The 12729-nt window shown below is 54.9% G+C and carries 11 protein-coding genes; 4 read left to right on the top strand and 7 right to left on the bottom strand.

Translation table 11 applies throughout. The features are described from left to right. Positions 1-78 precede the first annotated feature (78 nt). The 4 genes from EV681_RS07955 (at position 79) to EV681_RS07940 (ending at position 4701) form a co-directional block, all read left to right on the top strand. Positions 79-1650, top strand: a complete 1572-nt coding sequence (locus tag EV681_RS07955; RefSeq protein ID WP_130303673.1) for a sensor histidine kinase — start codon at positions 79-81, stop codon at positions 1648-1650. Then, entirely contained in the window at positions 1647-2345 is a 699-nt protein-coding gene (locus EV681_RS07950) for a response regulator transcription factor (protein WP_128395514.1), read from the top strand. The genes EV681_RS07955 and EV681_RS07950 overlap by 4 nt, the downstream gene beginning before the upstream one ends. Positions 2346-2618: 273 nt before the next feature. Beyond that, on the top strand, positions 2619-3248 hold the full coding sequence (locus EV681_RS07945) for an HD domain-containing protein (protein WP_130303672.1): 630 nt from the start codon (positions 2619-2621) through the stop codon (positions 3246-3248). A 286-nt stretch (positions 3249-3534) separates the two neighbouring features. Beyond that, complete coding sequence (locus EV681_RS07940) at positions 3535-4701, top strand: ABC transporter substrate-binding protein (protein WP_128395512.1); 1167 nt, start codon at positions 3535-3537, stop codon at positions 4699-4701. Positions 4702-4758: 57 nt separating this feature from the next. Here the strand turns inward: EV681_RS07940 and EV681_RS07935 are convergent, their stop codons facing one another. From EV681_RS07935 to EV681_RS07905, 7 genes are all read right to left on the bottom strand, one after another. Next, on the bottom strand, positions 4759-5502 hold the full coding sequence (locus EV681_RS07935) for a citryl-CoA lyase (RefSeq protein WP_128395511.1): 744 nt from the start codon (positions 5500-5502) through the stop codon (positions 4759-4761). 80 nt (positions 5503-5582) lie between these two features. After that, complete coding sequence (locus tag EV681_RS07930; RefSeq protein ID WP_130303671.1) at positions 5583-7736, bottom strand: acetate--CoA ligase family protein; 2154 nt, start codon at positions 7734-7736, stop codon at positions 5583-5585. Then, the gene (locus tag EV681_RS07925) at positions 7733-8230 is read right to left on the bottom strand and encodes a MaoC/PaaZ C-terminal domain-containing protein (RefSeq protein WP_130303670.1); all 498 of its coding nucleotides are present in this window, start codon (positions 8228-8230) and stop codon (positions 7733-7735) included. The genes EV681_RS07930 and EV681_RS07925 overlap by 4 nt, the downstream gene beginning before the upstream one ends. Next, positions 8227-8976 carry a 3-oxoacyl-ACP reductase FabG gene (gene fabG / locus EV681_RS07920; RefSeq protein ID WP_128395508.1) on the bottom strand — a complete coding sequence of 250 codons (750 nt, stop codon included), beginning with the start codon at positions 8974-8976 and terminating at the stop codon, positions 8227-8229. Before fabG ends, EV681_RS07925 begins: the two co-directional genes overlap by 4 nt. A gap of 48 nt (positions 8977-9024) precedes the next feature. Further along, complete coding sequence (locus EV681_RS07915) at positions 9025-9990, bottom strand: Bug family tripartite tricarboxylate transporter substrate binding protein (RefSeq protein WP_130303669.1); 966 nt, start codon at positions 9988-9990, stop codon at positions 9025-9027. 26 nt (positions 9991-10016) lie between these two features. After that, positions 10017-11480 (bottom strand): aldehyde dehydrogenase family protein, encoded by a 1464-nt coding sequence (locus EV681_RS07910; protein ID WP_130303668.1) that lies wholly within the window; start codon positions 11478-11480, stop codon positions 10017-10019. A 10-nt stretch (positions 11481-11490) separates the two neighbouring features. Next, positions 11491-12699 (bottom strand): iron-containing alcohol dehydrogenase family protein, encoded by a 1209-nt coding sequence (locus EV681_RS07905; RefSeq protein ID WP_130303667.1) that lies wholly within the window; start codon positions 12697-12699, stop codon positions 11491-11493. Positions 12700-12729: the final 30 nt, after the last annotated feature.

Raw genomic sequence — 12729 nt, 5'->3', positions numbered from 1 at the left:
GCCATGAATTGGTAATCATCCAGCACGATTACCTATCGGGTGCGACGCAATGCGCGCCATCTTATTGACGAGAACCATTTGACCATCAAGACCCGAATCTGGATTTTCCAGTGCATTGTGGCCTTTGCCGTCATTGCCATGGCTGCCACTTCGATCGTCGCCTTGCATATGACAAAGCGCTATGCGGACCAGGTAACCGATGCCCGCAAGGAATTGTCCGCGACGGCACGCCTTGCTGTTGACGCAAACCGCTACTCTGAACAAATAGCCGAACTCATATTGATGGGCCCGTCGGAGCTTTCCGACTTTCAAAGTGCCCGCAACGACGTGCACAATTCTTTTCAGCGCCTGCAAGCCATAGACCTTAAAAATGGCCCTCGTGCTGACGATCGCGCCGCGCCGTCGCGCTATACCCGCATGGGCTTATTGATGGACGACATCAACGACTCGGTTGAACGACTTCTTGCCTTATACTCAGCCGGCAAACGTGACGATGCCATCGTCCTGTTCCGCATCGAGATCGAAAACCGCCTGGACCGGGAGTTTGAACAACTCGTGGCCAAGAGCGCGCAAGCCAAACGTCGCGAGGTCGCCAAACTGGAAGCCGCTGCCGGACAACTGCAACGCAATGTGACCGCAACGATGCTGACGTTACTGGCAATCCTGCTATCATTGACGTTTGTGTCCAGCCATTTTCTAACACGGTCCATCAATCGTCCGATTCGTGCTTTGACCGCCGGAACCCGCGCAATTGAACATGGCTCGCTCCAGTATCGCATCGGTAGCCAGGCCCGCGACGAGTTCGGTGAACTATCGCACAGTTTTGATGCAATGGCTACGCAGCTACAGATGCAACATGCCATGCTGACCAGCGCCAAAAACAAACTTGAAGAAGAAGTTGCACAGCGCACGCAGGATCTGGCGCAAGCCAACCAGCGCCTGACCCAGGTTGACCAGCAACGCGTGCGGTTCCTTGGCGATATCAGCCACGAACTGCGCACTTCCCTGACCGCCGTGCGTGGTGAAGCGGAAATTGCACTTCGAGGAAAAACGCAATCGGAATCCCTGTACCGTGAATCGTTGACGGCGATTGTTGCCCGTGCCGAGGAGATGACTCAGCTCATAGAAGATCTGCTATTTGTTGCTCGTTCCGAAGGCGACGACATACATTTCGAGAAGAAACTGATTGACTTGCATGAGATTGCCCAGGCAGCTATGGATGACATCCATGTGCTGGCGCAAAGCCGCGACATCAAACTTGTCATATGTTGTGATGATCCCAAGCAAATCGTCAGCATTTTTTGTGACATAGTACGCCTGAAACAAGCAATCATGATCGCGCTGGACAATGCTATCAAATACTCCCTGTCCGACACCACAATTTGCATTTATATTCGGTCCGATGGCCAGATGGCAGAACTGTCGATCAAGGATCAGGGTGTGGGTTGCCCATCCGACGACGTACCTTATATTTTCCATCGTTTTTATCGTGGCACGCTGGCGCAGAAACGCTGGAAAGTCGGAACTGGTCTGGGTTTGCCCATCGCTCGCTGGATTGTGGACAAGCATAATGGCAGCATCAATTTCAGCAGCACAGTCGGTAAAGGTTCAACGCTCACCATTCGCTTGCCTCTGGGGAAAAAAACATGAATATCGCCAAGGTCCTGCTGATTGAAGACGATCCACGGATTATCTCGTTTCTGGAAAAAGGCCTGAGGGCCGAAGGTTACGATGTTGGCGTTTCGCGCGACGGTCTGCATGGTTACGAGACAGCACGCGATGGAGATTTCGATTTGATCGTTTTGGACGTCATGCTGCCGAAACTGGAAGGGATCGAAGTTTGCTCGCGATTACGGGCAGATGGATGCCAAAGCATGATCCTGATGTTGACTGCCAAGGCTGAGCTGCACGATCGCATCACCGGCTTAAACCGGGGCGCTGATGACTATCTGACAAAACCGTTTGCCTTTGACGAATTGGTTGCGCGTATGCAGGCGCTGCTGCGTCGCGGTCTGCAATTGCGTCGCTCGACAATGCAGCTGCAAGTAGGCAACCTGCAACTCGATTTCCGCACAAAGACGGCGCATCGCGGCCAGCGGCGGATCGAACTCACAGCCAAGGAGTTCGCCTTGCTCGCATACCTGATGGAACATGCCGGGATTGTCGTGAGCAGAGCCCAGTTGCTGCGTGACGTTTGGCGCATGGATTTTGACCCGGGCACCAAAGTGGTCGATGTATATATTCGCTATCTGCGATCAAAAATAGAGCATGAGGGTGAACCAGCCCTGCTGCACACCGCAAGAGGCTTTGGCTATATGATTAATGCCCAGGAGAAAGACGGTTGAGTGGTAGCCAAGCATTACCTTACTCAAAACTTAGTTAATTGATCCCTACTGGCGACCAAACCTGTCCGCCATCTTTGTGACAGCCCATGCCGGAGGAAGTGACCAGCCCCCAAGGATTACCATCACGGTGAGATAGAAAAATGAACGCGTTGGTGAAACTGACAGGGGTGACTATTGCCTAGTCTATTCGATATATGCTATAGACAATGTTACCCGGATGCGCGTGACGCGAGTACTATTATGATTGGAATATTATTTATGCACGCTCACTCAATGAAATCTGACATCATAAGCGCCATACGCGAACTTACCGGGCTTAGCAGCGAGATACTGGATCGTGTAATAGATCGCTACATGGAACCCGAACGCCATTACCATGGGCTCGAGCACATCCAGCGCATGTTCAAGATGGCAGCAGCAAAAAACATCACGCCCAGCCGCGCGCAGGCACTGGCTATCCTGTACCATGACGTCGTTTATATCCCAGGCTCGACCAATGGGCAAAACGAAATGCTGTCGGCGCTCCTGTTGCGCCAGCATGCCCATGGTGGGCTTGTACCGGCCCAAGTTGTCGACGAGGCGGTGACCATTATTCACGACACGATCAGTCACACCGCCAGCCATCATTCATCCCGCCTGGTGCTTGATCTGGATTTGTCTGGCCTTGGTGCCCACTGGGAGCAGTTTCACGCCGATAGCGAAGCGGTTTTCCGGGAAGTTCAACACCTGGTACGCGATACCCAGGATTATTACGAAAAGCGCGCCGCTTTCTTTGAAGCGCTGTGTAAACGAGCGCAGATCTTCCTTTTACCGGATTTCGCTCCACTGGAGCCCGTTGCCCGGCAGAACATGCAGCAAACAATCTACGCCGTTAGAAGCGACAACACCAAGGAAAACCGATAAGCGATTGGAAAGACACTTCCAGAGACGTTATCAAGCTTGAAATAAAGCCACTCCAATCAAAGCACAATATGGGACAAAACGCCGTGCCAACCAGAAGCGGTGATCTGCGTCGGCCATACCGCTCACCCGATCCATGATTTGAAAATACCCGATAGCCGAGAAAAACCCCGATTGACACTCGCTCAAGCGAGTGGGAATAATGGCCGATTCAAATCTAACAACATTGGTGACGGAGACTGCAGTGAAATTCAACATTCTATTAACAGCGTTATTCGGTTCATGTGTCATGAGTGCCGCAGCAGCAGACAATTCCGTTGTGCGGATTGGTGTCTCCAACGACCGATCAGGCATTTATGCCGATCTGGGCGGCCTGGGCTCCGAAGTGGCCGCCAGGATGGCCGTCGAGGATTTCGGCGGTGAAGTATTGGGCAAGAAAATCGAAGTGATTGGTGGCGATACCCAAAACAAGGTCGACATTGCCGGACAACTCGTGCGCAGCTGGTTTGATACCAAGAATCTGGTTGCGGTGGTCGACGGTGGCGCCAGCTCTACCGGGTTGGCTGCGGCTGCCATTGCCCGGGAAAAGAATAAAGCGGCACTGATCAGCGGCGGCTTTGCCGCAGATTTCGCCGGCGCACAATGCGCTGCAACCACCACGCAATGGGCACCCGACACCTATGCGCTGGCCAAAGCCGTGGTTCGCAGCAATGCCCAGGCGGGCGCAAAAACATGGTATTTCGTCACCACCGACTATATTTTTGGCAAAACGCTGGAAAAAAATGCCAGCGAGTTTATCAGCCAGGAAGGCGGCAAGGTTCTGGGTAGTGTCCGGCATCCACTAGGGGCGCTGGATTTTTCTTCCTTTTTGCTGCAAGCACAATCGTCCGGTGCAGATATGATCGGCCTTGCCAGCGCAGGAGGAGACCTGGTGAATCTGGCCAAGCAGTCGCAGGAGTTTGGCCTGACAGCGGGAAAACAAAAACTGGCCACCTTTCTCACTTTTATCAACGATGTCGATGGCATGGGATTGGAGGTGGCCAAAGGCTTGGTCTTCCCGACGGCCTTTTACTGGGATACCAATGAAGATACGCGCGCCTGGACTCGCCGCTGGCAACAGAAAAGTGGCTTTAAACGTGCTCCCTCGGTTGTGCAGGCATTAACCTATGTGAGCGTGAGTCACTATCTGAATGCCGTCAAGGCGGCAGGCAGCTTTGATGGCGACAAGGCTACCAAAGCAATGAGCGACTTGCCGATTGGCTCAAAGCTAATCAAAAACGCCAGGGTCCGACCCGAAGACGGCCGTGTCATTATGGATCTGTCGCTGGTGCAAGTCAAAACACCGCAGGAGTCAAAGGCCCCCTATGACTACTATAAAGTACTCTCCACGATACCTGGAGAGGAAGCGTTCGTATCCCTTGCTGACAGCGCGTGCCCGCGCGTCAAGAAAAGCTGAGCCAGCGCAGTTCTTAAAATGAAACGGTACAGGGCGATCGCCCTGTACTCTCCGGTCCTATGTGCCAGAAGCCATGTCCCAAACCTTTTGTCCGATAGGATTTTGCTGCTCCTCTATAATGTGAGCCATCAGGCCGACAGAGCGCCCGATCATCGTAAGTGCCTTGCCCAACTCGGGTGTCAACCCCATGTCAAGCACAATCGCACCTTTTGCGCCCGTGGCGTTCAGGGGAATTTTACGTCCAGACTGGCGCGCGGCAGCAGCGGCCAGTTCTACGGCAAAGCGCGAATAGCTGCCATAAAAGCCGCAGTCCCTGGCGATCTCAAACATCCTCTCGCATCTGGGGTCGCCATCTACGTGGATGGGATGTCCCACGCCGGGAATTTTGCGTTTGGCTGCCTTATTAACCTTGACACATTCCTCGGCAAAATGCCGCAGCTCCTCATCTGTGTAACTGTCTTGCTGCGGCAGCGCGTCGCGCAAAAAGCGTGCTGAATATTCAATGACGCCCAGAAAGCGTGAACCGGCGCCCAGAAGCCCGGCTGCCAGCGCCCCTTGCATAGATTCGGGTGCACCGTGCAAGGTCAGGCGTGCCGACAGTGCGCTGGGGGTCAGGCCGTGATCCGTGGCACTAACCAAAAAAAGGTTGAGCATGCGCTTTAGCTCAGGGGTTGGAAACTGCCCCAGCAACTCCAGCGCAAGGACATCGACAAAATCACGATTGAAAAGATCATTGACCAGGTCATGACCACGGACTGAAATAGAATGGGCGTCGCCGCCGCCAATTTGACTGTTAAACATCGAGAAGCTCCCTCGTTAAGCAATTGTGTTCCCGCCTGTAAACGCTTCGCAAACCAAAGCATTTACAGGCAGGCAAAGTATTATTCAATCACCGCATCCAGCGCGACGACCCCATGACCGTTGTCCAATACCACCAATGGATTGACTTCAAGCGACTGTACCCGGTCTCCCAGGCTTAGAAATAACACAGCAAGACGCTGCATGGCGTCAAGCAGCGCTGATCGATCACGCGCAGGCAAACCACGGTGGCTGGCCAGACGTCTGGCTACCCGTGTGGAATCCAGGATATATTCCAGCAGAGCACGATCTACCGGCAGACGACAGCGCGCAACATCGGCCTCTATCTCCACCCATACACCGCCCGCACCAATGCTCAGGATCGGCCCGAAGACCGCATCGCGGTGGATGCCAACCAGCATTTCAACGCCATCGGTGATCATCTCGGAAACAAGAACGCCACGAATATTGTTGTCTGGTACATTATGAGTACGCGCCGCAGTCATAATCTGCTCAAACGCCTGACGCACCTGCGCCTCATCCTGCAGGTTCAATTGCACACCGCCAATTTCGCTTTTGTGCAGCACACCATCGGCCACCAATTTCAGCGCTACCGGAAAACCAATAGCTGTGGCCCGCATGGCTGCCTCGGTTGCTGTATGAACCTGCAATTCTTTCGGTGAACGTACTCCGGATTGCATGATCAACGATTTGGCCTGGGTCTCGTTGCACGGCAATGAGACGACACTCGCGTTTTCATGCGGTTGCACTGGTGTGTCGTCCTGACCGTCGTTGCGCTCTGTCCATTCGGCATACCAACTGATGCGCTTGAGCGCCTGCATGGCATTGCGCAGGCTATAGATGGGCGCAAAGCCTTCTGCGACCAATAAATCGTGGGCCTGCCCGCGACGGCTGCTCATCCAGACGGGTACAAACGCTTTGCTTCCCTGTCTTGCCACCTCAAGCATATTGCGCACCATGCCTTCCGTACTGGCTGCATAGTTGGACGTGATCGGGTACAACACCGCATCCACGCCAGAATCATTGAAAAGCGGCAACAGGCATTTGCTGGCAAGCTGTGGATCAACCAGCGCCTTGGTCGTCAAATCAACCGGATTCGTCAAGGCGGCATATGATGGCGCGTGTTTTGTCATCTCCGCCACTGTCGATTCGTCCAGAGACGCCATGGTTAGTCCGGCTTCGCCCACTTTGTCTGCGGAGAGCACGCCGGCTCCGCCTGACGATGAATACACGCAAAGACGCTTGAGGCGCTGCACACCTACGCGCGACAGCAGGCTTGCCACATCAAGCATTTCATCCAAATCGTCAACCCGGATGACGCCATATTGGGAGAACACCGCATCATTAACGACATCATCGCCCGCAAGCGAGGCCGTATGCGATTGCGCCGCCTTCTTGCCAAAGTCAGAACGGCCAACCTTCAGGGCAATTAGCGGTTTGCCCGCCCGGCTCGCCGCCTGCGCGGCAGCAACAAAGCGCTCTCCGTCCTTGATGCCTTCGATGACCGTGCAAATGATATCCGTCCCTGGATCCTGTGCCAGCCATTGGATAAAGTCGGCATTATCCAGGTCAAGCTCGTTACCGGTCGAAAACCAGCGGGAAAAGCACACCCCACGCTCATTACCCTGCATCAATGATCGTCCAAGACCGCCGCCTTGCGTGACAAGGCCGATACGCGAGAGTCTATTATCGCGACCGTCATTGCGGAACTCGGTCGAAAAGGTCAACCCAAGACGTGGCGACAATATGGTCATGCCGGCGCAATTGGGTCCATACAACCGCATTCCGGTACGCGCGGCAAGCGCCAGCATCTGCTGTTCGGCCTGACGTCCCGTTTCCCCCAGTTCTGCAAATCCTCCTGTAAACACAATGGCATAGCGCACATGTTTTGCAGCGCACGCCTCCAATGCAGCAAGAGCCGAATCTGCCGGGACCAGCAAAAGCGCCACATCAATTTGCGGTGCTGGTACGTCACCGATTGATCTGTACAAGGGCCTATTCTGCCACTGTCCGCCTCGGGGGTTCACCAGCAACACGTCGCCATCGAAGTCTGAGTGTTCAATCAGATTCTGCACTGTGGTGTGGCCCAGCGTGCCTATGCTAGTGGATGCACCGACAACCATCACGGAACGAGGCTGAACCAGCCTGGCCAGGTCGTCAAAAGCGGCATTCTGTTTCAATTGGTCAGCTTTCAACTGTGACACTCCCACGTTCATGCACCCTCCTTTCTGCAGGTCATCAGCGTCGTCCATTCGGTGTCGGCTACGACCTCATCATGCTGATTTTTGATAATACGATGCATCAAGATCCGACCCGTTCCCGGCCGTTTCTGCGATTTGGTTTTTTTACCGATGCGCAGCTCCACATGAATCGTGTCGCCAATAAACACCGGTTTGCGCCATTGACATCGCAATTCGACCAACGCATACCGGGCGCCATCCATCAACCGATAAACCGGCATTCGCGTGGTAAGCCCGGAGGCGATGGCCAGCGTCAGCATCCCGTGGGCAGCGCGCTGACCGAAAGGATGCCCTTGTGCATAAACCGCATCCGTGTGCAGGGCGTTGAAATCGCCCGAGAGACCAGCGAACTGAATCACATCCGCCTCGGTCACGGTGCGACGCGGACTGATCCAGCTCTGCCCCTCATCAATATCATCAAAATACAGGCGACGACTCAAATGCTCGTTCAGATCAAATGGCGAGGTCATGCGTAACGTCCTCCTGTCACATGGACGGTTTCGCCGGTGGTAAATCCGGCCAGACGAGAAGCCAGGAATGCGACTGTGGCGGCCACATCGGCCGGATCGCCCAGACGGGCGACCGGCGTATTGGATTTGGCGCGTTCGGTCAACTCGTGATAGTCGGGGCGTTGTTGCATGCGAGGGGTGCAGATGACCCCCGGCGCCACGGCGTTGGCCGTGATACCGAATTTGCCAGATTCCAGCGCCAGCGAACGGGTGAAGCCGATCAAGCCGGCTTTTGCAGCTGAATAATTAGTCTGCCCGGGATTGCCAAGGTGCGCACGCGATGCGATGTTAATAACCCGGCCATATCGGTTTTCCATCATCATCGGCAATACGGCACGGGTGCAATGAAAGGCGCCTTGCAAGGTCACATCCAGAACCGCATGCCAGTCCTCTTCAGACATTTTAGTTAAATAGCGATCGCGCGCAAAACCGGCGTTATTGACCAGTACATCAATTTTTTTCCACTTATCGGTAGCCTGTTGTACGGCCTGTGCCACCGCATTCTTGTCCGTAACATCAGCAAGGACGCCAAGCACACGTCCCTCAAAGGCAGCAAGTTGTTGGCAAGCGTTGTCAATTGATGGCTGGCTGGCATCACATATTACGACATTGCAATCCTCCTGAAGAAAACGCGTTGCCATTGCCAGGCCCAGTGTGCCGGCGCCGCCTGTTATCAAAGCGGTGCTGTCTTTCAATCCCAGATCCATATTCAATTTCCCATCCAAAGTCTGATTTCAATTTCGGTCATATCACTCTCATTCAATTTGAAGCTTGGCTTTTTCAACAAGCGCTTTAGCCTCGGCCCGTTCGCTGGCCCAGAATCGGCCGAATTCCTGCGGCGTACTGCCGACTAACGGCGTATACACGCGGGCAAACCGCTCGCGCACCACGGGGGTTTGCAGCGCCTCACGCAGTGCCTTGGAAAATTTGTCGATAATGGGCTGTGGCGTGCCTTTGGGCATCACTACGGCTTGCCACGTTGTCACGTTAAAACCGGGTACGCCGGACTCTGCCACGGTCGGTATATCAGGTACATCCGGCGCACGCTTGCTGCTGCTGATGGCCAGTGCGCGCAAGGACCCATTCTCGATAAAGGGTGCGGTGGTTGAACGGCTGTCGACCATGAACGTCAGCCGGCCGGCGATCAAATCCTGAAGTGCAGGTGCACTACCTTTGTACGGAACATGGGTCAGTTTCGCATTCAACGCAAGCGCTAATGATGTTCCTGCGATATGCATGGAACTGCCCTGGCCGGCCGAGCCGAATGTCAGCTTTTCCTGTTCCTTCCTGATACCGGCAATCAAATCGGGCATGGTCTTATAAGGGGAATTTTTGGGAACCACAACAATCAGCGGCGAGTCTGTCAATTGTGTTACTGGCGCAAAAACGTCGCCCGGATCGGTTTTGACGTTCTTGTACAAATAGGTATTGACTGCAAGCGGGCCGACATTGGCCCAGAGGGCGGTGTATCCATCGGGCGCAGCTGCAGCGACTGCGTTGTTGGCGATATTACCGTTGGCACCTGCCTTATAATCGGGCACCACAGGCTGACCCAGCTTTTCTGCCAGCACATCCTGCACCATTTTAAATGCAATATCCGATGCACCTCCCGGAGCAAACCCGATGACCATGCGAACGGGCCTTTCAGGCCACTCTGCCATCGCGCTGGGTGCCAGCGAGCATGCTGCCACGCCTAATACCGCTTTCATAAAAATTTTCATCACTTCCTCCTTGGACTCTTAACTGTTCAGACACTCATGTCATATTTGATGTTCTTTAACTGCGTGTTTTCATAAATGGCTTCTAAACCTCGCTCCTTGCCGATGCCAGAAAGCTTGTAGCCGCCAAAGGGCGCATCGAAAGACGTGCGCACGCCAGTATTAATGGCAACACTTCCCGATTGCAGGCCCCTGGCCATTCTCAAGGCGAGTCCACCATCCCGCGTGAAGACCACAGCAGCCAGCCCATAGCGGGAGTGATTGGCAATGCCCAAGGCGTCATCTTCGTCCTTGAAACTGATGACCGATTGCACCGGCCCGAAGATTTCATCCTGTGCCGATTGCATTTGCGCGCTAGAACGCAGCAGCAATGTGGGCGGCATAAAAAAGCCGGGTGCCGTGTTGTCGTCCAGAACAACGTCACCGAAAGAAACAGGCTTGGCCCCCTCTTCTGTCGCAAGCCGAATGTAATGTTCGACACGCTGCTTTTGCTCCGCACTGACCAGCGGTCCCATGTCAGTATCGGTAGCTTCAGGCGTGCCAACCCGCACCGCCCGCAAGCGCCGTTGCAGGCGTTCAAGAAAATCATCAAGTATCGTTTCCTGCACAAGAATGCGTGTGCAGGCAATACATACCTGCCCGGAATTCTTGATTATGTCTCCCGCTGCAACAGCGACGGCCTTGTCCAGCGCGGCATCGTCAAACACAATGAGCGGCGACTTGCCGCCCAGTTCCAGCGTGACCCGCTTCAAGTCGTTGGCGGTGGAAGCAAGAATGCGGGCACCGGTTACGGATCCGCCCGTGAAAGACACCCTGGACACGAGCGGATGCGTGACCAATTGCTCGCCTACCGTGGCGCCCGGGCCATTGACCACATTGACAACGCCAGGGGGAAAGCCGGCCTCCTCGAACAGCCGTGCCAGCGCCAGCGTCGACAGCGGCGTGACCTCGGACGGTTTGAGCACGATGGTATTGCCAGCCGCCAGCGCAGGCCCCAGTTTGTTGATCGTCAGCGTCATGGGGTAGTTCCACGGCATAATCAGTGCACAAACACCCAACGGCTCCCGAATGGTGTAATTGAGAACATCACTGTTTCCCACGGCAATCGTTTCCCCTCGCACGGCAGGAATCATGCCCGCAAAATATTCCAACGAAGACGGCATGGTCTTGAGCGATTCGAGCGAATGCGTAATGGGCTTGCCAACATTCAGTGTCTCTATCCACGCGAGCTTTTCCCGATCACGCTCAAAAAGCACCGCCAGGCGTCTTAGCAGTCGGCCACGTTCGGCCGGTGTGGTCCTGCCCCAGCCATTTTCGAATGCGCTGTGGGCTGCCTGTACGGCAGCATCCACGTCAGCCGCGTCCGCCTGATGTACCTGGGCAAGGAGTTTTGCCGTGGATGGATTGAGTGTGTCAAAGACCAAGCCCTCCCGGCCGGCTTGCCAGCGCCCGTCGATGAGCATTTCGTATGGTTTGGAATCAATAACATTCATGACTGGATCCTTAATTGACCATTTGCAGGTACAGTGAGCTGATTTCTTCGTGCGTGAGACTGCGCGGGTTAAGCGGCATGGAAGCACTTTGCAGAGCCTGGGTCGCCAGTTGACCGGCTTGCTGTTCGGTCAATTGAAAATGAGTGAAATACAGTGCAATATTTGCCTGCCTTGCCAACGTTTCGACTCGCTCGATCAGCGTCATAGCATCCCGATGATCATCACCCGTAGTGGCGATATTCAAATGTCTGGCAGTATTGGCATAAACGCTGGCGTGCGTCTGTATGGTGTAACGCGACACAATGGCAAAGACAGGGGCTAGCACTTCAGCGTGCGTCATGTCTACGACCGACTCCAGTGGTGTACACATGGCATGCACGGCGTCTACTTTGCTGATACCGATTGCTACACCCGCAAGATATGCCCCCATCTGCATCTGGGTACGGGCAGCCAGATTGTCCGGTTCGCCGAGCACCAACGGCAGCGCTTGCATACAGGCACGCAGGGCCTGCAAGGCGATGGCTTTACCAATCGGGTTGCAATCGGTATTGACCAACGCTCCCAGTGCATGCAGCAATGCGTCAAATCCGCCTTGCGCAGTCGGACGTATTGGCAGGTTTAAAGTAAGGTCAGGTTGCAACGCGACCAACGCGGGACGGGTTCGCAAAGAACGGTACAAATGCTTGCGCCCGTCATCGCCCTGAATCAGCGCCGCTGAGCTGCTCTCGCTACCCGTGCCCGATGTGGTGGGAATGGCAAGCAATAACGGCGCATCAGGCCGGACAGGGCCATCAAGCCATACCTGGCCGTGAGGTTCGGCCAACTCTTCCGGTTCCAGGCCGCTGCAAAGACATCCGAACACGACTTTGGCCACGTCAATAACGCTGCCTCCACCCACGGCGATAATACTGACACAACCGGCATGTCGCGCCATCTGCAACGCTTCCCGCACCTCAGCCAGTGAGGGGTTGGCCACCACCCCGTCGAATACCGCCCAGTCCTGAATCGACCTTGCGGCAAGCGCCGCTTGCACAACACCGCAGCTGGCACGCCATGCACCGGGGTCTGTAATGACAAGCGGACGGCACAGCCTGGATCCGGCAGCCTCCATTATCTGCCCCACCGCAGACGGTCCCCAATAACAGCTGCCCGGCCACGAAACGGCCCCGCTGATTTGCCGAACCGCAGAGCGGGTGTTGATGTCTTCCTTGATTTCCATTATAATTTGCAGTGCGAATTGTTAATTTGC

Origin of the sequence: Advenella incenata (genome assembly GCF_004217095.1) — a bacterium.
Classification (GTDB): domain Bacteria; phylum Pseudomonadota; class Gammaproteobacteria; order Burkholderiales; family Burkholderiaceae_B; genus Advenella; species Advenella incenata.
The sequence above is the reverse complement of the archived record's forward strand: the minus strand, read 5'-3'. Positions and strand labels throughout refer to the sequence as shown.

Excerpts from the sequence above, each read along its gene's own strand:
- EV681_RS07925 (WP_130303670.1), bottom strand. The coding sequence starts at position 8,230 with ATGACCTCGCCATTTGATCTGAACGAGCATTTGAGTCGTCGCCTGTAT.
- EV681_RS07935 (WP_128395511.1), bottom strand. The coding sequence starts at position 5,502 with ATGTTTAACAGTCAAATTGGCGGCGGCGACGCCCATTCTATTTCAGTC.
- EV681_RS07940 (WP_128395512.1), top strand. The coding sequence starts at position 3,535 with ATGAGTGCCGCAGCAGCAGACAATTCCGTTGTGCGGATTGGTGTCTCC.
- fabG (WP_128395508.1), bottom strand. The coding sequence starts at position 8,976 with ATGGATCTGGGATTGAAAGACAGCACCGCTTTGATAACAGGCGGCGCC.
- EV681_RS07930 (WP_130303671.1), bottom strand. The coding sequence starts at position 7,736 with ATGAACGTGGGAGTGTCACAGTTGAAAGCTGACCAATTGAAACAGAAT.
- EV681_RS07915 (WP_130303669.1), bottom strand. The coding sequence starts at position 9,990 with ATGAAAATTTTTATGAAAGCGGTATTAGGCGTGGCAGCATGCTCGCTG.
- EV681_RS07905 (WP_130303667.1), bottom strand. The coding sequence starts at position 12,699 with ATGGAAATCAAGGAAGACATCAACACCCGCTCTGCGGTTCGGCAAATC.
- EV681_RS07945 (WP_130303672.1), top strand. The coding sequence starts at position 2,619 with ATGAAATCTGACATCATAAGCGCCATACGCGAACTTACCGGGCTTAGC.
- EV681_RS07910 (WP_130303668.1), bottom strand. The coding sequence starts at position 11,480 with ATGAATGTTATTGATTCCAAACCATACGAAATGCTCATCGACGGGCGC.
- EV681_RS07950 (WP_128395514.1), top strand. The coding sequence starts at position 1,647 with ATGAATATCGCCAAGGTCCTGCTGATTGAAGACGATCCACGGATTATC.